We start from the raw sequence: 20,018 nt of genomic DNA on the forward strand, positions 1-20,018 counted from the left end.
CGGGCTCGCCGCGCCACACAACTTCATACGCAGCACAGGTGACGTCTCCGCCCCGGGCGCGTCACGGCATACGAAAGAAAGAGACGACATGCGTTCCCTCACCAAGCTGATGGCTGCCTCGGCCGTCGCCGCGCTCGCGTTGACCGGCTGTGGCCGGGCCGACGAGGACACCCCGACCGACACGGCCAGCGGTGGCGCCAGCGGCGCAGCCGAGGCCTTCCCGAAGGACGCCCTCATCGGCGTCTCGCTCCCGCAGAAGACCTCCGAGAACTGGGTCCTCGCCGAGAACCTCTTCAAGGACGACCTCGCCAAGGCCGGTTTCAAGGCCGACGTGCAGTTCGCCAACGGTGGTGTCGGCGAGCAGCAGAACCAGATCCAGTCGATGGTCACCAAGGGCGCCAAGGTCATCGTCGTCGGCGCGATCGACGGTGCCCAGCTCGGCACCCAGGTCAAGGCCGCCAAGGACTCCGGCGCCACCGTCATCGCCTACGACCGCCTCCTCCTCAACACCGACGCCGTCGACTACTACGTCGCCTACGACAACTTCAAGGTCGGTGTGCTGCAGGGCAACGCGCTCCTCGAGGGCATGGCCGCCAAGAAGCCGGCGGGCCCCTACAACATCGAGCTCTTCGCCGGCTCGCCCGACGACGCCAACGCCAAGGTCTTCTTCGACGGCGCCATGAGCGTGCTCCAGCCGAAGATCGACGACGGCACCCTCAAGGTCGTGTCCGGGCAGAAGAGCTTCACCCAGGCCGTGACCCAGGGCTGGAAGGCCGAGAACGCGCAGAAGCGCGCCGACACCCTTCTCTCGGCGTCCTACTCGTCCGCCGCCCTCGACGGTGTCCTCTCCCCGAACGACACCCTCGCCCGCGCGGTGATCACGTCCGTCAAGGCCGCCGGCAAGCCCGTCCCGGTCATCACCGGTCAGGACTCCGAGGTCGAGTCGATCAAGTCGATCATGGCCGGCGAGCAGTACTCCACGATCAACAAGGACACCCGCGCCCTCGTCGCCGAGACGATCAAGATGGTCCAGGCCCTCCAGAAGGGCGAGAAGCCCACGGTCAACGACGAGAAGTCCTACAACAACAAGGTCAAGGTCGTCCCGGCCAACCTTCTCGCCCCGCAGATCGTCACCAAGGCCAACGCCAAGGAGGCCTACGCCAACGACCCGACGCTGTCCAAGCTCACCCAGTGAGCTGAGACCGCTTCGGTCCACGACATGGTCGGCCCCGTCACCTTCTCGGTGACGGGGCCGATTGCGCTGTGGTGATGGCGAACTGCGGCGGTATGCCGTCCGCTCACGTTCAAGGGGTCGGGCCCTGCTTCTGCTCGGCCCAGAGCTGTTTGGTCTCACCCATGGTGCGGTTCATGATGGCGACCATCGCGGCATGGGCCATGTCGCCATCTCCCCGCTGGATCGACGAGGCGACGTCGGTGTGCAGCTGCAGCGCGTCGACATGGGGGTGGTGCGGCATGAGGCCGTAGGCGTGCCGGCCGGTGAGCACCTCGGCGACCTGCCGGTGGAGGTGCTCGAACATCTCGTTGCCGGAGGCGGCCAGCACTCGTCGGTGGAACTCGATGTCGAGCTCGAGGAAGTCGTCCATCCGGCCGTCCTGCCCGGCGGCCCACAGCTGGCCGGCGAGGGTGACCAGCCCACTCGCCTCGAGGGGCTGCGCGCGCTCGGCCGCGAGCCGGGCTGCCTGGGGCTCGACCGCCGTCCGCAGCTCGGTGATCGACCGGAGCTGGATGAGGCGCCCGGAGGTCGCCAGTCGCCAGCGGATGACCAGCGGGTCGTAGACGTTCCAGGCGCCGGCATCGAGGACGAGGGTGCCGACGCGGCGCCGCGAGGCGACCAGGCCCATCGAGGAGAGCACGCGCAATGCCTCGCGCACGACGGAGCGCGAGACCGCGTGCTCTGAGACGAGCTCGTCGATGAAGAGCACGGTGCCGGGTGCCAGGGCCCCTCCGCAGATGGCCAGCCCGAGGCTCTCGATGAGCCGCCCGTGCAGGCCGGTGACGTCGGCGACGGGAAGGGGGGCGGAGGCCATGCGACAAATCATACGCATCCATGGTCAACCCTTGCCTAAGTCATACTTATGTCCTTAGTATTCCGGAATTAGACGGACGTAGTGGTCCGCTGCGGCGACGGCTCCAACGACGGGGCGGCCACGACACCCAAGGAGATCGACGTGTTGCGACGCACAGCAGCCGGATCCGTTCTCGCCCTCGCCGCGGCGCTCAGCCTGTCGGCCTGCGGCGGCGGCGGCGACGAGGAGGGCACCGGGTCCAAGACGATCCAGGTGACCCTGGCCAACCACGTGTGGACCGAGAACCTCAAGGCGGCACTGCCGGAGTTCGAGAAGTCCTCGGGCCTCAAGGTCGAGCTCACCCAGCTCGGCGAGGACCAGCTCTCGGACCAGTACAACGTCAAGCTCAACGCCGGCACGAGCGACCTCGACGTGATGATGTACCGCCCGCTCCAGGAGGGCAAGCTCTTCGGCAAGAACGGCTACCTCTCCGACCTTTCCGAGGACGTCAAGGGTGCCAGCGACTGGAACTGGGGTGACTTCCAGCCGGGTCCGGTCGAGGCCACCACCTATGACGACAAGGTCGTCGGGGTCCCGCTCATCACCGAGACCGAGGTCCTCTACTACCGCAAGGACCTCCTCGCGAAGGCCGGCTACTCGGCCCCGCCCAAGACCCTCGACGAGCTCAAGGAGGCGGCCGCCAAGGTCCAGGCCGCCAACCCCGGGGTCGCCGGCTTCGTCGCCCGCACCGGCAAGACCGCCGCCGTCACCCAGTTCTCGAGCTTCCTCTACAGCTTCGGTGGCGGATGGGTCGATGACAGCGGCAAGGCAGCGGTGAACTCGGCCGAGGCCAAGCAGGCCTACGCCTACTACGGCGGCCTGCTGCACGACCACGGCCCCAAGAACGTCAGCACCGACATGAGCTGGCCCGAGGCCATGGCCATCTTCACGCAGGGTCAGGCGGCCTTCTACCCCGAGGCGAGCTCGCTCTACAAGAACGCCACCGACCCGGCCAAGTCCAAGGTCGCCGAGACCGTCGGCTTCGCGCCCTTCCCCGAGGGTCCGGCCGGTTCCAAGCCCTACAACGTCCCCTCGTGGGCCCTCGGGATCAACGAGGCGTCCGAGAACAAGGACAACGCGTGGAAGTTCATCGAGTGGGCCACGACCAAGGAGCAGACCCTCGCGAACCAGAAGGCCGGAGTCCCGGGTGCCCGCACCTCGGTCGCCAGTGACGCGGACGCGACGTCGACCTACCCCAAGGACCTCGTCGAGGCAGCCGCCGCCGGCGCCAAGAACGGCGTGGGCTTCGACCGCCCCCAGGTCGTCAAGGTCCCCGAGGCCCGCGAGCTCGTCGGCCTGCCGATCGTCGACGCCATCACCGGCAAGGACTCGGCCGCTGCTGCGGACGAGGCCGCCAAGGCCTTCCAGGCCCTGCTCGACGACGAGGCAAAGTGACCGCCTCGACCTCTCTCCGGTCCTGAGGTCCTGAGGTCCTGAGGGCCTGAGGTCACGGGTCCCGGTGCCGGGCGCCAGCGCGCGCCCGGCACCGGACCCGGCACGATCCACCCGACCCCACCGCATCGAAGGCGAACTCCTCATGTCAGCTCGCGCTCTCCCCGTGACGGGAACCTCAGGGTTCTCGCGCTGGGCGAACACCCACCGCAAGTGGCTCTTTGCCTCCCCGGCCATGGCGTTCGTCGCAGTGCTCATCATCTTCCCGGTCGCCTGGACCCTCTATCTCAGCCTCACCGACGCCGAGGGCTCGGTGCGGGCCGAGAAGGAGTTCGTCGGGGCCCAGAACTACCTCGACGTCCTCACCGACACGGCTCGCTTCTGGCCGGCGGTGTGGCGCACGGTGCAGTTCACCGGTGTCGTCCTCCTCGTCGAGGTCGTCCTGGGCATGGCCATCGCCCTGCTCCTGTGGCGGCCGTTCCGAGGAGAGAAGTGGGTCCGGGTCGCGATCCTCATGCCCCTCGTCGCCACACCCGTCGCCGTCGGCATGATGTGGCGGCTCATCTTCGACCCCAACATCGGCCTGGCCAACCAGGTCCTCGGCTGGTTCGGGATCCCGGCTCAGCCCTGGCTCGCTGGTGAGACCTCCGCGCTGTGGACGACGATGTTCATCGACATCTGGCAGTGGACCCCGATGGTGGTGCTCATCCTCCTCGCGGGTCTGACGTCGCTGTCGGACGAGCCGCAGGAGGCCGCCCTCATCGACGGCGCGAACGGCTGGCAGCGCTTCCGCTACATCACCCTCCCGCTGCTGAAGTCGACCGTCATCGTCGCGATCCTGCTCCGCGGCATCGACGCGCTCAAGACCTTCGACATCCTCTATGCCACCAAGGGCAAGGGCGGCGGGAGCTATCACGAGGTCGAGACGCTCAACGTCTACGCCTACGGCCTGAGCTTCGACTACAACGAGTACGGCACCAGCTCGACGGTGCTCATCATCTTCTTCCTCCTCATCATCGGCTCCATGTGGGTCCTCACGTCGCGTCGGAAGGCGGACCACTGATGCGCAGCGGAACGGCATACAAGGTCTTTCGCGTCGGGGCGCTGGTCCTCGTCGTCGTCGGGCTGCTCCTGCCCCTCATCTGGATGGTCGCGGCGTCGCTCAAGACCAACGTCGACATCTATGACACGAGCAAGGCGCTGCTCTTCTCTCCGACGATGGAGAACTACACGACCGTCCTCGACCAGGCCAACTACGTCACCTTCATCATCAACAGCCTCTGGGTCGCGTTCGCCTCGACCGTGCTGTCGCTGCTGCTGGGTGTCCCGGCGGCCTACTCGATGAGCCGTTTCACGATGAAGCGCTCGGCGCTCGTCGTGCTCATGGCGCGGGTCATCCCCGGCGTCTCGCTGCTCGTGCCCTGGTTCTACGTCTTCTCGAACCTCAAGCTCGTCGGCGGCTTCACGGTCCTCGTCCTCAGCCACATGTTCGTGTCGCTGCCGCTCGTCGTCTACATCATGATGGGGTTCTTCGACGGCATGCCGCTCGAGCTGGAGGAGTCGGGGCAGGTCGACGGGCTCACCCCGATCGGCGCGTTCCGGCTGATCACGCTGCCGCTGTCGACGCCCGGCATCGCGACCGCGGGGATCCTCGCGTTCATCTTCTCCTGGAACAACTTCATGTTCGCGCTGGTGCTCTCCGGTGCCAAGACGAAGACGTTGCCCGTCGCGATCTTCGACTTCGTCGGGTATGCCGCGATCGACTGGGGCGGTCTCATGGCCGCCGCGACCGTCGTCACGGTGCCGATCATGGTCATCGCCCTCCTCGCCCAGAAGTACGTCGTCTCCGGCCTCACCGCCGGTGCGACCAAGGGCTGATCGGCGATGGCATCGACGATCGAGCGGGTCGAGACCTTCCTCGTCGCCCCGCGGTGGCTCTTCGTCCGCATCGAGACCTCCGACGGGCTCGTCGGCTGGGGCGAGGCCACCTGCGAGGGCCGCTCCGAGACGGTCCGCACAGCCGTGCACCAGCTCGCCGAGATGGTCCTCGGTGGTGACCCCGAACGGATCGAGGACCACTGGGCGGTGATGACCAAGGGGTCGTTCTACCGTGGCGGCCCGATCCTGGGCAGCGCTGTCTCCGGCATCGACCAGGCGCTCTGGGACATCAAGGGCAAGAGGTATGCCGTGCCGGTGCACCAGCTGCTCGGCGGGGCCGTGCGTGACCGGGTCCGCGTCTACGGCTGGGTGGGCGGCGACGAGCCGAACGAGGTGCGCGACCACATCGCCGAGCAGGTCGAGGCGGGCCTCACCGCGGTCAAGATGAACGCGAGCGGGCGCATGTCGTCCTTGGGGACCGTCGCCGAGATCGACGGCGTGGTCGCTCGGGTGGCGGCGGCGCGGGAGGTGCTCGGCGACCACGGCGACGTGGCCGTCGACTTCCACGGTCGCTTCACCCTGGCCAACGCCCGGCGGGTCGCCCCCCTCCTCGAGCCCTACCGGCCGATGTTCCTCGAGGAGCCGGTGACGCCGGAGAACTCGCACCTCATCGGGGAGTTCGTCCGGTCGACGACGACGCCGGTGTCGACGGGTGAGCGGCTCTACGGTCGCCAGGAGTTCCTCCCGGTGCTGCAGGCCGGTGTCGCCGTCGTCCAGCCCGACCTCTCGCACGCCGGTGGGATCACCGAGGTGCGCAAGATCGCCTCGCTCGCCGAGACCTTCGACGCGGCGCTGGCCCCGCACTGCCCGCTGGGACCACTGGCTCTGGCGTCCTCGCTCCAGGTGGCGTTCGCGACCACGAACCACCTCATCCAGGAGCAGAGCATCGGCATCCACTACAACCTGGGCGCCGACGTCCTCGACTACCTCGTCGACGTCGCGCCGCTCGAGTTCGTCGACGGTCACATCGCCCGCCTCACCGGACCCGGTCTCGGCATCGAGATCGACGAGGCCGCCGTGCGTGCCGCCGACAAGTCCGGGCATGCGTGGCGGGGCCCGGTGTGGCGTCACCCCGACGGCACGTTCGCGGAGTGGTGACCGAGGCCGGAGCGGCTGGGCCGCACACGGCATACCCCCTGAATCTCACCTGAGCACAACGCAACTCGAGAGGACAGCTCGTGCAGATCGTCGCCGCAGACGTCATCGTCTCCAGCCCCGACCGCAACTTCGTGACGCTGCAGATCACGACCGACGAAGGCATCACCGGTCTGGGCGACGGCACGCTCAACGGGCGCGAGCTCGCCGTCGCGTCCTACCTCAAGGACCACGTCGTCCCGCTGCTCATCGGCCGTGACCCGCACCGGATCGAGGATGCCTGGCAGTTCCTCTACCGGTCGGCCTACTGGCGTCGCGGGCCGGTGACCATGGCGGCCATCGCCGCGGTTGACGTCGCCCTGTGGGACATCAAGGCCAAGGCGGCGGGTATGCCGCTCTACCAGCTCCTCGGCGGCGCCTCCCGCACCGGGATCATGGCCTACGGCCACGCGTCGGGCCGCGACACCGAGGAGCTCTTCGACTCCATCCGGAAGCACCTCGACCTCGGCTACCGGTCGATCCGGGTGCAGACGGCGGTGCCGGGGATCAACGCAGTCTATGGCGTCGCCGCCCAGCCCAGTGCCGACGGGACGCGCTACGACTACGAGCCGGCCCAGCGCACCCCGCTGCCGGCCGAGGAGGACTGGGACACCCGGGCCTACCTCCGGCACATCCCCAGCGTGTTCGAGGCCGTCCGCTCCGAGTTCGGTCCGGAGCTGCCGCTGCTCCATGACGGCCACCACCGGATGACCCCGATCCAGGCCGCGAGGCTGGGCAAGTCGCTCGAGCCCTACGACCTGTTCTGGCTCGAGGACTGCACGCCCGCCGAGAACCAGGACGCGCTGCGCCTCGTGCGCCATCACACGACGACCCCGCTCGCGATCGGCGAGATCTTCAACACCGTGTGGGACTACCAGACGCTCATCCAGGAGCAGCTCATCGACTACGTGCGCTCGGCCGTCACGCACACCGGTGGGATCACGGCGCTCAAGAAGATCCTCGACTTCGCCGCGCAGTACCAGGTGAAGTCCGGCATCCACGGCCCGACCGACATCTCACCGGTCGGCATGGCGGCGGCGCTGCACCTCGACCTGGCGATCCACAACTTCGGGATCCAGGAGTACATGCAGCACGGCGCGCTCACCAATGAGGTGTTCCAGCAGTCGTTCAAGTTCGAGGACGGGTACCTTCACCCAGGGGAGCAGCCCGGCCTCGGGGTCGAGATCGACCTCGATGCGGCGGCCGCCCACCCGTACCAGGCGGCCTACCTGCCGTTCAACCGACTGAAGGACGGAACGGTCCATGACTGGTGACCCGACACGGCACGTCGTCGTCATGGGGGTGTCGGGCAGCGGCAAGACGACCATCGCGCGCGGGGTGGCCGACGCGACCGGGCTCGAGTTCGCCGAGGCTGACGCGTTCCACTCAGCGGCCAACATCGCCACGATGGAGCGCGGCATCCCGCTGACCGACGAGGACCGCTGGCCGTGGCTGCGCTCCCTGGCCGAGTGGATGGATGCCAGGGCGGACGCCGGGGTGTCGACCATCATCACGTGCTCGGCGCTCAAGCGGACCTACCGCGACGTGCTCCGGGACGGGCCCCCCTCGGTCGACTTCCTGCACCTCGACGGGCCGGTCGAGGTCATCAAGGGCCGGATGTCGAAGCGTGAGGGCCACTTCATGCCGGCCAGCCTGCTGCAGTCGCAGATCGACACGCTCGAGGCGCTCGAGGCCGACGAGAGCGGTCTCGTGCTCGACATCGGGAAGCCGCCCGAGGACCTCATCGAGCGTGCACTCACGTGGCTCGACATCGCCCGTCGCGACTCGGCCGCCGACGACTGACGCTCGCTGAGCCTGGGTCAACGACGGGGTATGCCGCCCGCGCAGCGGAGTGCCTCGGTGTCGGTTCTCGCGAGGGCGCGTTCGCGGGCAAGCCGCTTCATGCCGTCGGCGGGCCGGATGGGCTCGGGCCACTTGGGCAGCGCCAGGTCACCCTCGGACCGCCCGGTTAGCCGTCGGCGCACCAGGGGAGCCACCTCGGTGCGCAGGAACCGGCCCTCGTCGGTGATGGCCCGGCGCCAGCTCCGCGGTTGCCAGTCGTCCAGGTCGCGGACCTTGAGGGTGTGCGGCACCCCGAGCCGGCCCAGGACGAATGCCGCCATCCGCTTGTGCCCCAACCTGTTCATGTGGATCTTGTCGGGGGCCCACAGACGGCGGTCGTCGTACTCGCGCATGACCGTGTGGTCGAGCAAGGTCGCGCCGTGCGTGGTGGCGAGATCGCGCACAGCGTCGTTGAAGGTCAGCACCCGACGCCGGAGCGGCTCGAGCAGGGCTGTCGTCCGCGTGTCGAAGGCCGTGAACACGAGGACGTGCGCACCGCTGGCGGTGAGCCGCGCCAACGCCCCCTCGTAGCGCGCCATCAACGTGTCGAGGTCCGAACGCAGCGACAGGAGGTCGTTGCCCCCGGCATAGAAGGAGACGTGGGTCGGGGCGAGGGCAACCGCAGCGTCCAGCTGGTCGGCGACGACCTGGTCGAGGACCTTGCTGCGGATGGCGAGATTCGCGTACTCCCACCGCCGGTCGGCGCGGCCCAGCTGCCGCGCCATCCGGTCGGCCCACCCACGGAAGCCGTTGGGGTAGTGGAGGTTCGGGTCGCCGACGCCCTCGGTGAAGGAGTCGCCGAGGGCGACGAAGCGACCGGGCTGCATGGGACATCCCTCTCACAGAGCCCGACGGACCTCAACCCCGCACACCCCCTGTCGGCTGTTGTTCGCCCAAGTGTGCGACTCCCGTCGCCCGGGCGTCACGACGGCGGCCGGCCACGCGGCATACCGTCCGCTCGTGGCCAGGTTCGTCGCCCTCGGCGACTCACTCACCGAAGGGGTCGGCGACCCGCATCCGGCGTGGCCCAACGGGTTCCGCGGCTGGGCCGACCTCGTGGCGGCTGCGCTCGCCGACCGTGATCCCAGCACGGAGTACGCGAACCTCGCGCTGCGCGGCAGGACCGCCCGTGACATGGCCGAGCAACAGCTCCCGCGGCGCTGGCGATGAAGCCGGACATCGTCTCGATCTGGGCCGGTGGCAACGACATCCTGCGACCGCGACTGAGGCTCGACGACGTGCTGGAGCCGCTGGACCAGGCGCTCGCCCAGCTCGCGGCGACGGCGACCGTCATCGTCTTCACCGGCTTCGAGGTCAGCGGTTCACCCGTCCTGGCTCCGCTCCGTGCCCGGGTCCGCGCTCTCAATGCCGGCCTGTGCGAGATCGCCGGTCACCGCGGCGCTCTCGTCGCGGACGTCTCGGAGCGTGGGGCGTGGAGGGATCCGCGCCTGTGGGCGGGTGACCGGGTCCACCCCTCACCGCTCGGTCACCGACGCCTGGCCGTCCAGGTGTCACAGCTCCTTGGGGTCGACACGACACGAGCACCCGACCTGGAGCCCGCAGCGCCGTCGCGGTGGGCGCGGGTCGTGGCCGACGAGGTCCAGTGGTGGCGGGTCCATGCTGCGCCGCACCTCGCTCGCTGGGCCACCGGCGCCTCCCGACGTCAGCTCGCCGCCCCCAAGTGGTCGGTGCCGGTGCGACCGGCCGCGACCTTCCCGTGGCTCGACGTGGGCAACGATCTGACGGCGAGTTCTGCGTCGGCTCGGTGAACTTCGGCGTCCGGGCGGCATGATGGCGGGGTGCCCACCCACGAGGACGTCGACGACGCCAGCGACGCCAGCGACGACTACGACGAGTACGACGGTCGTGAGGGTGCCGGTCGCTTCTTCGGGCTCACCGCGCTGAGCACGCTGCTGCCCGGAGCGGGACTTCTCGCGACGCGACGCCGGGCCTTCGGCCTCGCGCTGCTGCTGGGCACGCTGCTCCTCGGCACGCTGTTCCTCTTCTACGCCTGGCGCAAGGGTTTCGTCACGGCCGCTCTCGACCTCGCCGTGCGACCGCGTGTCCTCCTGGCGATGCTTCTCGCCACGGTCACGATCGCGCTGCTCTGGTGCGCGGGCATCCTGCTCACCGCCCGCGAGACCTCACCCCGCGGTCCGGGGACCGGCTGGCGGGCTGCCTTCGCTGCCGTCTGCTGCCTGCTCGTCCTCGCGCCGGCGGCCACCGCGGTGCGCTACCTGACGATCCAGCGGGACGTCATCACGGTTCTCACCGACGGCGCGGACGAGAACGGCGGCGGGGGCGGAGGTGGGGCCGAGGCCAACGCGTGGGCGGACAAGCCACGCGTCAACGTCCTGCTCCTCGGCTCCGACGCCGGCGATGACCGGGTCGGCGTGCGCACCGACTCGATGATGGTGGCCTCGATCGACACCAGCTCCGGTGACACGGTGCTCTTCGGCCTGCCCCGCAACCTCGAGTTCGCCCCCATCCCGTCGTCGAACCCGCTCTCGAAGATGTACCCGAACGGCTACGACTGTGGCGACGAGTGCCTGCTCAACGGCGTGTGGACGCTGGCGACCGACAACCTCGACCTCTTCCCCGGTGACGACAACCCGGGCCTCACGACGACGCGCGACGTCATCAGCGAGATCCTCGGTCTCGAGATCGACCGCAGTCTCGTCGTCAACCTCCAGGGGTTCCGGGCGCTGGTCGACGCCATGGGCGGGGTCGACATCAACGTCAAGGAGCGGGTCTGCGTCGACTGCAAGCTCGTGGGCGGCCGCATCGTCTTCGCGCGGGGCCAGGAGAAGTGGATCGAGACGGGTGAGCAGCACCTGAACGGCAACCTCGCGCTCTGGTACGCCCGGTCCCGGGCCGGCAGCGACGACTTCAGCCGGATGCGCCGCCAGCGTTGCGTCACGGGGGCCATCCTCAACCAGGCGAACCCGGTCCAGCTCCTGCGCAACTACCCGTCCCTCGCCGAGGTGGTCAAGGACAACATCACCCTCGACATCCCCCAGTCGGAGCTGCCGGCCTGGGCGCAGCTGGTCGGAACCCTGCAGAGCAAGGGCTCGATCCGGAGCCTGCCCATCACCAACAAGGTGGTCAAGGTCGCCGACCCCGACTACGACAAGATCCGCGACCTCGTCCAGACCGCGATCAACCCCGCTCCCGCGCCGACCGCGAGGCCGAGCACGCCGTCCCCGAGCGCGACGCCGAGCAGCCCCGGCAGCACCCCGACGCCGTCCGAGCCGACCGATGAGATCGAGGACATCACCACCGCCTGCTGAAAAGTGAAGTTGAGTGGAATGGACTCAACTCTGTGCTCGTTGCTACGGAGGAATCCGGAACCACCCGCACCCTTCAGGAGATCGACAGATGGACCTCACCCCGACGACCAAGGTCGCCGAGGCTCTCGCCGTCGCCCAGCGGCTCGCGCAGAGCGCCGGACACCCCGAGATCACCCCCGACCACCTCGCCCTGGCCCTCGCCGAGCAGCCGGACACGTCGACCCCGGCGCTGCTCGACGCTGCGGGCACCACGGCTGAAACGGTCGGCTCCGCGGCGCGCTCCGCGCTCTCCCGTATGCCGGTCAGCTCCGGTCCCAGCGCGGTCACGCCCTCGCTCGGCCAGGCGGCGCTCGGTGTGCTCCAGCAGGCGAGCACGCTCATGTCCGCCAAGGGTGACACCCACCTGGCGACGGACCTGCTCGTCCTGGCCCTCATCGAGAAGGGCGCACTGCCCGGTGTGAGCGGGCCCGGTGTCGCCGGAGCTGTCGAGGCTCGTATCGACGAGCTGCGCGGCGGACGCAAGGTCACCTCCGAGGCCCAGGAGAGCGGCAGCGAGTCGCTCGAGAAGTACGGCACCGACCTCACCGCCCGGGCTCGTGACGGCCACCTCGACCCGGTCATCGGCCGGGACTCCGAGATCCGTCGCGTCGTCCAGGTGCTCTCACGGCGGACCAAGAACAACCCGGTCCTCATCGGCGACCCCGGTGTCGGCAAGACCGCCGTCGTCGAGGGCCTGGCGCAGCGCATCGTCGACGGTGACGTGCCCGAGTCGCTCCGCGACAAGCGGCTCATCAGCCTCGACCTCGGCGCGATGGTGGCCGGAGCGAAGTTCCGTGGTGAGTTCGAGGAGCGCCTCAAGGCGGTGCTCGAGGAGATCAGGTCGAGCAACGGGCAGATCGTCACCTTCATCGACGAGCTCCACACCGTCGTCGGTGCCGGCGCCACCGGTGAGGGTGCGATGGACGCGAGCAACATGCTCAAGCCGATGCTCGCCCGAGGCGAGCTGCGGCTCGTCGGGGCGACGACGCTCGACGAGTTCCGCGAGCACGTCGAGAAGGACCCGGCGCTCGAACGTCGCTTCCAGCAAGTCTATGTCGGGGAGCCCTCCGTCGAGGACACCATCGCGATCCTTCGCGGTCTCAAGGAGCGCTACGAGGCCCACCACAAGGTCGAGATCGAGGACGCCGCGCTCGTCGCCTCGGCCTCGCTCTCCGACCGCTACATCACCGGACGGCAGCTGCCCGACAAGGCCATCGACCTCGTCGACGAGGCTGCGTCGCGCCTGCGCATGGAGATCGACTCCAGCCCGGTCGAGATCGACGAGCTCCGCCGCGCCGTCGACCGCCTCAAGATGGAGGAGCTGCACCTCGAGCGCGAGACCGACGACGCGAGCGTCGAGCGGCTGGCCCGGCTCCGCTCGGACCTCGCCGACAAGTCCGAGGAGCTCAACGCCCTCAACGCCCGCTGGGACGCCGAGAAGTCCGGCCTCAACCGCGTCGGTGACCTCAAGGCCCAGGTCGACGAGGCCCGCACCCGCCTCGAGAAGGCTCGCCGTGAGTACGACTTCGAGACCGCCAGCCGGATCGAGTTCGGCGAGATCCCCGAGCTCGAGCAGCAGCTCGCCGCGGCCGTCGACAGCGCCGCCGGCCAGTCCGGTCAGGCCGACCTCATGGTCAAGGAGCGGGTGGGGGCCGACGACATCGCCGAGGTCATCTCGGCCTGGACCGGCATCCCCGCGGGCCGCCTCCTCCAGGGCGAGACCGAGAAGCTTCCTGTCGATGGAGTCGATCATCGGCTCTCGCCTCATCGGCCAGGCGAGCGCCGTCCAGGCCGTGTCGGACGCCGTGCGGCGCAGTCGCGCCGGCATCGCCGACCCGGACCGACCCACTGGCAGCTTCCTCTTCCTCGGGCCCACCGGTGTCGGCAAGACCGAGCTGGCCAAGTCGCTCGCCGACTTCCTCTTCGACGACGAGCGCGCGATGGTGCGCATCGACATGAGCGAGTACTCCGAGCGGCACGCTGTCGCGCGACTCATCGGCGCCCCTCCCGGCTACATCGGTCACGAGGAGGGCGGCCAGCTCACCGAGGCAGTGCGTCGACGCCCGTACTCGGTCGTGCTCCTCGACGAGGTCGAGAAGGCCCACCCCGAGACCTTTGACATCCTGCTCCAGGTCCTCGACGACGGGCGCCTCACCGACGGTCAGGGCCGCACGGTCGACTTCCGCAACGTCATCCTCGTCATGACGAGCAACCTCGGCAGCCAGTTCCTCATCGACCCGACGCTGGAGCCGGAGGCCAAGCGCGACGCCGTCATGGCCGCGGTGCGCACCGCCTTCAAGCCGGAGTTCCTCAACCGCCTCGACGAGGTCGTCATCTTCGACCCCCTCAGCCGTGACGAGCTTCGCCCACATCGTCGAGCTCCAGGTGCGCTCTCTCGCGATGCGGCTCAGCGACCGACGGATAGATCTCGAGGTGACCGAAGCGGCACGCGAGTGGCTCGCGGAGGCCGGCTACGACCCGGCATACGGGGCTCGTCCGCTGCGCCGGCTCGTCCAGAAGGAGATCGGCGACCGGCTCGCGCGCGCGCTCCTCGCCGGCGAGGTCCGCGATGGCCAGAAGGTGACGGTCGACCGCGATGGCGGCGGGTTGGTCCTGCGGGGCTGACCGGCCAGTAGGGTGGGCGTCATGCGACGACGCGCTCTGCTGACCGGTTCGGGCGCCTTGGTCGTCGCCCTGTTGGTCGGCTGCTCCGGGGGCGGGGAGCAGGAGGCGACGACCGATCCCAAGGCGTCGCTGGCCGCGGCCAAGAAGGTCTTCGACGAGGCGAAGTTCGTCGGGCTCACGCTCTCGAGCAAGGACGTGCCCAAGACCGAGAACGGCGTCACCGGCGCCCTCGGCACCGGCGCGATCAGTGCCACGGAGCCGAAGTTCAAGGGCACGGTCACCGCGACGATCAAGGGCGTCGGTGGCTCGGCCGAGGTCATCACGATCGGCGACGCGGCATACATGAAGTTCTTCACGCCGACCTACAACCCGGCCGACCTCGCCAAGCTCGGTGCCCCGAACCCGTCGAACTTCTTCCACCCCTCGCAGGGCATCTCCCAGCTGCTCGTCGAGACCGGCGACCCGACCGTCGGTGACAAGGTCCGGGACGGCGCGACGGTGCTGCAGCAGTACAAGGGCACGCTGCCCGGCGCGCGGGTCAAGTCGCTGCTCAACCTCGGCGACGGCAAGGGCGAGTTCACGGTGACCTACGGCATCGCCGAGGGCGACCGGCTGCAGCTTGCCGAGGTGGTCGGCCCGTTCTTCAAGGGGAGCACCTCGACGTTCACGCTGCGACTCAAGGACTACGGGAAGCCTGTTGAGATCACCCGCCCCTAGGGCGTTGCTCGCGACGGCGTCCGTCGCGGTGGCCCTGGCGGCCGCAGACACCTACGTCGTCGTCCTCGCCCTGACGGACATGATGTCCGGGGTCGGCATCGGCATCGACGCCCTGCAGCGCGCCACGCCGATCATCTCGGGCTTCCTCCTCGGCTACATCGCGGTGCTGCCGCTCATCGGTCGCCTTGCCGACCTCACCGAGCGGCAGCGAGTCCTCCTCGGGTGCCTCGCGATCTTCGTCGTCGGCTCGGCCATCACCGCGCTCGCGGTCGAGCTGCCCGTGCTGGTGGCCGGCCGCGTCATCCAGGGCATCGGCGGCGGGGGCCTCGTGCCGGCCACTCTGGCGATCGTCGCGCAGCTGTGGGACCGCGACCGTCGTGGCACGCCGCTCGGAGTCGTGGGCGCCGTGCAGGAGCTCGGCTCCGTGGTGGGGCCGGTGCTCGGTGCCGCAGTGCTCGCCGTCGCGGACTGGCGGGCGATCTTCTGGCTCAACGCCGTGCTCGGGGTCGCGCTTGCCGGCGCCGTGGTCGTCGTCGGAGGGGGTATGCCGTCGCGTCCCCGCCTGCTCCCGATGGTCGTCTCGCTCGTGGCCGCGCTCGTCGGTTGGCTGGCGCTGGCCGCGCCCGAGGCGCTCGTGACCAGCGTGTCGTTCGGCGTGCCGTTCGTGCCGTTCGGCTCCTCCACCTCGCGCCTGACGACACCCGTCGGGGTGGTCGCGCTCCTGCTCGTGGCCGCTGCCGTGGCGTTGTGGGTCCGGGGTGCGTGGCCGGTGCTTCGTCGAGCCGACCTCCTCGGCGCCCTGCTGCTCGGCGGTGCGCTGGGGTGCGTCGTGCTGACGTTTGCGGCCGCCGACCCCGAGAAGGAGATCGTGGGGCCTCTGGGGTTCGCGCTCCTGCCGGTGGCCGCGGTGCTCGCGGGGCTCTATCTGCTCCACCACCGGCGGGCCGCGCAGCCCCTGGTCCCGCGCGGCGTCGTCGTGGGTCGGGCACGCTGGGCTCTGCTCGTGAGCCTCTGCGTCGGCATCGCCCTCGTCGCCGTCATCGTCGACGTGCCACTGCTCGCGCGCCTGGTGCACACCCAGAGCGAGACCGTCGCGGCGTTCGTGCTCGTCCGCTTCCTCGTGGCCGTGCCCGTCGGCGCCCTCGTGGGCGGCTGGTCGCTGCGGTGGCTGGGTGACGGACTGGTGAGCGGGGTGGGGCTGGCGCTCGCGGCCATCGGGCTGGTCGTCATGTCGACCTGGGGGCGCGGGTCCCTGGCCGAGATCTCGTCCACCCTCGTCCTCGCGCTCGTCGGGCTCGGCATCGGCCTCGCCCTGGCGCCGGTCAACAACGCCGCGCTCGCGGACTCGCCCGAGGATGCGCACGGCACGGCGAGCGCCCTCGTCGTCGTAGCGCGGATGATCGGCATGGTGGTGGGCCTGGCCCTGCTCACGGCGATCGGACTCAACCAGTACTACGCAGCGGTCGCCGAGATCCCGGACCAGACCGACGGTCGCGCCCTCCTGGACGCGGCAGTCGTCCAGGTCGAGTGGGTCTTCCGTGGAGCCGCCGTCGCCGCCGCTGTCGGGGCGATCTCCTCGGTCGCCCTCGGCCTGACTCGCAGCCCCCGCGCTCGCGCGGACACTACTCGAGCGTAAGTTCGTGGGCCGACCTAGGTTGGTGCCCATGGCCCTGAGACCTCGTTCCCGTGCAGCCCACGTCCTTGCCTTCGCCACCGTCGCTGCGTGCGGTGTCGCCCTCGGGGGAGGTGCTGCGCGGGCCGCGGACCCCACGACGATGACTCCGATCGGGGGCGGCTACACGCTCGAGACGTTGCAGGGCTTCGGGCGCGCCGCTGCGGACGGCGCGAGCGGGCCGACCGTCGACATCGTCGTCGTGCCCTCGTCCTACGGCGACGCACCCGCCGACCGCGAGGAGAACCTCCTGCTCGCGCAACAGCGGACCGACGAGGTCGACGCCGCCTGCGACGCAGTCGTCACGACGCCGTTCACCGGCTGCACGGCAGTCCTCGCGCCCCTGCTCAACCGCGCCGACGCCGACGACCCCGCCAGCTCGGCGATGATCACCGACCAGACCGACGGCTTCTTCATCCTCGGCGGGGACCAGGGCCTGGCGATGTCGATCCTCGCGGACTCTCCGGCGGAGGCGGCGATGGAGGCAGCGTTCAACCGCGGAGCGGCCGTGGGTGGCACGAGCGCCGGGGCTGCAGTCGAGTCGCGCACGATGATCAACGGCTACGTCGGTGACCTCGGGCCGTGGGACGGTCTGCGACAGGGGAGCTCGATCATCTGGTGGGGTGACGACGCCGACCGCGAGCGTGGCCTGCGGTTCGGGTCCGACCGGGCGATCTACGACCAGCACTTCTACCAGCGGGGGCGCTTCGGTCGCCTGCTCTCGACTCTGGCGACCTCGGACGCGCGCTTCGGCGGGGTGAGCAAGGTGGGCGTCGGCGTCGACTACGCCACGGGCATCCACAACACCGCCGACACGACCCTGTCGCGCACGTTCGGCGCCTCCTCGACCGCCGTCCTCGACCTCGAGTCGCTCTCATCGCCCATCGCATGGGTCGGCCCCAACAAGGTGCTCTCGACCCGCAACGTCGTCACGCACCTGCTGCCACCGGACAGCGCGGGCAGCGCCACGGCATACGACCTCACGACGCGGACGGTGACCCGAGCGGGAGCCCCCCTTGCCACGCCGACCCCGGCACCCCGGGCCGGTCCCACGGTCCCGGGTGCGGCGGGCACCGTGCATCTCGGCGGTGACGTCGTAGGAGGTGGCTCGACGACCGTCGTGAGCCAGGTCGTCACGGACGCCACCGCGGCAGTGGCAGCGGGTGCGCAACCGCGGATCGTCGTGCTCGCTGCGTCGTCCAAGGACAAGAAGGCGACCAGGGCCTACACGGACGCGCTCGCGGCAGCCGGGTGGACCGGTCGGACCGAGGTCGTCGAGCAGGGCAGGAAGTCCCGCGTGGTGCTCGACGGCGCCGCCGGTGCCGTCCTCGTCGGTGAGACCCCGGCTAGCGTCGCCGCGGCGCTGGCCGATCCCACCTTCGCTGCGACGGTGCGCACGGCCGTCCTCACGCTGCCCGTCGTCCTCGCCGACCGTCATCTCACCGCCGGTCTGGGCACGTGGTTCTCGACGAAGGCCGACCCGACGGAGACCAACTACGAGGACGAGGCGATCGCGAGCTTCCGCACGGGCGATGGCGCCTGGCAGCGCGGACTCGGCCTCGTGACAGGCTCGCTCGTCCCGTCGCTCACGCTCGACTACCGCTGGGGCAAGCTCTACGACCTCGGTGCGCTCGCGCCCGGGCAGGTGGCGTGGGGCGTCGGTGAGGACACAGCAGTGCGCGTCGCACCCGGATCTGCTGCGACCGTGGTCGGGGACGGGTCGGTCGTCGCCCTCGACCCCCGGTCGGCCCAGCTCTGGACCGGTCCCAACGGTGCGATCGGTGCGGCCAACGTCCTCCTGAGCACCTTCGGAGCCGGTGACGCCTTGGCGCCGACGGCGCGGCCCTGAGACGCGGGGTCGCCGTGCGCCGGCTGGTCATCACCCAGAACATCACCCTCGACGGGTCGATCGAGATGCTCGGCGACTGGTTCGACCCCCAGGGTCAGGCCGACATGTCGGACGTGCTCGAGGAGATCCGCCGTCAGCAGAGGCAGTCCGGTGCTCTCCTGGTCGGTCGTCGGACGTTCGAGGACATGCGCGGCTACTGGCGCGACCTCCAGGACGACGCGACGGGCGTCAGCGACCATCTCAACGCCGTGGACAAGCACGTGGTGTCCTTGACGATGACGGACCCCGACTGGCACCACACCGAGGTGCTCAGCGGCGACGTCGTCGAGCAGGTGCAGTCGCTCAAGGAGCGTGACGGCAAGGACATCGTCCTCACCGGCAGCATCCGTCTCGGGCACGCCATGATCGCTGCCGACCTCGTCGACGAGTACCGCCTGTTCGTCTATCCCGTCGTGCAGGGCAGGGGGCGCCGGCTCTTCCCCGAGGGGTTCGAGCTCTCGCGCCTGGAGCTCCTCGAGACGAGGGCCTTCGTCTCGGGCATCGCGCTCCTACGCTATGGATCCCGCTGAGGCTCGACCTTCGTCGACGAGCTCGATGAGCGCGTCGGCCACGGCGTCGGTCGCCTCGTGGGTCAGCATGTGCCCCTTGCCGGGCAGCACGGTGAGCCGAGAACCCGGTATGCCGTCGTGCAGGCTGCGTGCCCACCGGGCCGGGGTGAGGCGGTCCTTGCTGCCGACGAGGATGCGGGTGGGGGTCTGGGCGAGCTGGACGAGGGCCTCGGTCTCGTCGTGGTCGCGGATCGAGGAGAAGTAGCGACCCGTCGTCGCCAGCGAGGTGCTGCGCATGAGGCTGGTCATGGCACGCACGCTGGCCTGGTCGGCGTCGGCGCCGAAGTTGAGGTCACGCAGCACTCGGCGCGGGATGAGCATCCCGGTGCGCAGCAACGGAACTCGCGCGGCGAGTGCCATCGCGCGGGCCTCGCCGCGGGCTTCGGGGCGGCCGTCGATCGACGCGGTCGTCGCGATGAGGGCAACCCCACGGACACGGTCAAGGAAGTCGGAGCTGTGCGCACCGGCATACGCGAGGACCGTCATTCCGCCCATCGAGTGGCCGCCGAGGACGAGCGGCCCGGTGGGGGAGGTCGCGGCGATCACGGTGGCGAGGTCGTCGGCGAGGGCCTTGATCGGCTGGGTCCTGACCGAGCCCCAGGTCGAGCGACCGTGGCCGCGCTGGTCATAGGTGATCACGCGAACAGCCCTGTGCGACTGGACCTCTCGCACGACCGGCTCCCAGGCGGCGCGAGTGAGCGTCCAGCCATGGGCCAGGACCAGTGTCGGCATGTCCGGGTCGGGCGGGGTCGCGGGGAGGAACTCGGTGGCCGCGAGCACGCCACCGTTGGCCGCCGGGATCGACAGGGTGCGAGTCGTCACGGT

General features: G+C 69.8%; 15 protein-coding genes and 2 pseudogenes. 14 read left to right on the forward strand and 3 right to left on the reverse strand.

The features are described from left to right. The first annotated feature begins 88 nt into the window (after window positions 1-88). The gene (locus ACZZ98_RS10525; RefSeq protein WP_463516187.1) at window positions 89-1,195 is read left to right on the forward strand and encodes a substrate-binding domain-containing protein; all 1,107 of its coding nucleotides are present in this window, start codon (window positions 89-91) and stop codon (window positions 1,193-1,195) included. A gap of 109 nt (window positions 1,196-1,304) precedes the next feature. On the opposite strand, the gene ACZZ98_RS10530 is transcribed toward ACZZ98_RS10525, so the two are convergent. Continuing rightward, window positions 1,305-2,048, reverse strand: coding sequence for a FadR/GntR family transcriptional regulator (locus ACZZ98_RS10530; RefSeq protein ID WP_463516188.1), 744 nt, complete (start codon window positions 2,046-2,048; stop codon window positions 1,305-1,307). Window positions 2,049-2,189: 141 nt separating this feature from the next. On the opposite strand from ACZZ98_RS10530, the gene ACZZ98_RS10535 reads away from it, so the two are divergent. From ACZZ98_RS10535 to ACZZ98_RS10560, 6 genes are all read left to right on the forward strand, one after another. Continuing rightward, the gene (locus tag ACZZ98_RS10535) at window positions 2,190-3,482 is read left to right on the forward strand and encodes an ABC transporter substrate-binding protein (RefSeq protein ID WP_463516189.1); all 1,293 of its coding nucleotides are present in this window, start codon (window positions 2,190-2,192) and stop codon (window positions 3,480-3,482) included. A gap of 163 nt (window positions 3,483-3,645) precedes the next feature. After that, a complete protein-coding gene (locus tag ACZZ98_RS10540; RefSeq protein WP_463516190.1) occupies window positions 3,646-4,542 on the forward strand; it encodes a carbohydrate ABC transporter permease in 897 nt (298 codons plus the stop codon). Next, complete coding sequence (locus ACZZ98_RS10545; RefSeq protein ID WP_463516191.1) at window positions 4,542-5,357, forward strand: carbohydrate ABC transporter permease; 816 nt, start codon at window positions 4,542-4,544, stop codon at window positions 5,355-5,357. Before ACZZ98_RS10540 ends, ACZZ98_RS10545 begins: the two co-directional genes overlap by 1 nt. A 6-nt stretch (window positions 5,358-5,363) precedes the next feature. Continuing rightward, a complete protein-coding gene (gene dgoD, locus ACZZ98_RS10550; protein WP_463516192.1) occupies window positions 5,364-6,515 on the forward strand; it encodes a galactonate dehydratase in 1,152 nt (383 codons plus the stop codon). 80 nt (window positions 6,516-6,595) lie between these two features. Beyond that, entirely contained in the window at window positions 6,596-7,825 is a 1,230-nt protein-coding gene (gene manD, locus ACZZ98_RS10555; protein ID WP_463516193.1) for a D-mannonate dehydratase ManD, read from the forward strand. Further along, window positions 7,815-8,354: a gluconokinase gene (locus tag ACZZ98_RS10560; protein ID WP_463516194.1), complete on the forward strand. Its 540-nt coding sequence runs from the start codon at window positions 7,815-7,817 to the stop codon at window positions 8,352-8,354. Before manD ends, ACZZ98_RS10560 begins: the two co-directional genes overlap by 11 nt. Before the next feature lie 17 nt (window positions 8,355-8,371). Here the strand turns inward: ACZZ98_RS10560 and ACZZ98_RS10565 are convergent, their stop codons facing one another. After that, window positions 8,372-9,220, reverse strand: a complete 849-nt coding sequence (locus tag ACZZ98_RS10565; RefSeq protein ID WP_463516195.1) for an SGNH/GDSL hydrolase family protein — start codon at window positions 9,218-9,220, stop codon at window positions 8,372-8,374. A 72-nt stretch (window positions 9,221-9,292) separates the two neighbouring features. On the opposite strand from ACZZ98_RS10565, the pseudogene ACZZ98_RS10570 reads away from it, so the two are divergent. The 7 genes and pseudogenes from ACZZ98_RS10570 to ACZZ98_RS10600 form a co-directional block, all read left to right on the forward strand. Then, a pseudogene (locus tag ACZZ98_RS10570) lies at window positions 9,293-10,162 on the forward strand (SGNH/GDSL hydrolase family protein); the annotation flags it as partial. Window positions 10,163-10,192: 30 nt separating this feature from the next. Then, entirely contained in the window at window positions 10,193-11,683 is a 1,491-nt protein-coding gene (locus ACZZ98_RS10575) for an LCP family protein (protein WP_463516196.1), read from the forward strand. A gap of 88 nt (window positions 11,684-11,771) precedes the next feature. After that, window positions 11,772-14,347 (forward strand): annotated as a pseudogene (gene clpB / locus ACZZ98_RS10580) (ATP-dependent chaperone ClpB). Window positions 14,348-14,368: 21 nt separating this feature from the next. After that, a complete protein-coding gene (locus ACZZ98_RS10585; RefSeq protein WP_463516197.1) occupies window positions 14,369-15,064 on the forward strand; it encodes an LppX_LprAFG lipoprotein in 696 nt (231 codons plus the stop codon). Next, a complete protein-coding gene (locus ACZZ98_RS10590; protein WP_463516198.1) occupies window positions 15,045-16,700 on the forward strand; it encodes an MFS transporter in 1,656 nt (551 codons plus the stop codon). Before ACZZ98_RS10585 ends, ACZZ98_RS10590 begins: the two co-directional genes overlap by 20 nt. A 28-nt stretch (window positions 16,701-16,728) precedes the next feature. Further along, window positions 16,729-18,585: a hypothetical protein gene (locus tag ACZZ98_RS10595; protein ID WP_463516199.1), complete on the forward strand. Its 1,857-nt coding sequence runs from the start codon at window positions 16,729-16,731 to the stop codon at window positions 18,583-18,585. 14 nt (window positions 18,586-18,599) lie between these two features. Next, entirely contained in the window at window positions 18,600-19,154 is a 555-nt protein-coding gene (locus tag ACZZ98_RS10600) for a dihydrofolate reductase family protein (RefSeq protein WP_463516200.1), read from the forward strand. On the opposite strand, the gene ACZZ98_RS10605 is transcribed toward ACZZ98_RS10600, so the two are convergent. Beyond that, window positions 19,134-20,015 carry an alpha/beta fold hydrolase gene (locus ACZZ98_RS10605; RefSeq protein WP_463516201.1) on the reverse strand — a complete coding sequence of 294 codons (882 nt, stop codon included), beginning with the start codon at window positions 20,013-20,015 and terminating at the stop codon, window positions 19,134-19,136. The two genes, ACZZ98_RS10600 and ACZZ98_RS10605, sit on opposite strands and share 21 nt — an antisense overlap. Window positions 20,016-20,018: the final 3 nt, after the last annotated feature.

Source organism: Knoellia sp. AC549 (genome assembly GCF_979258975.1).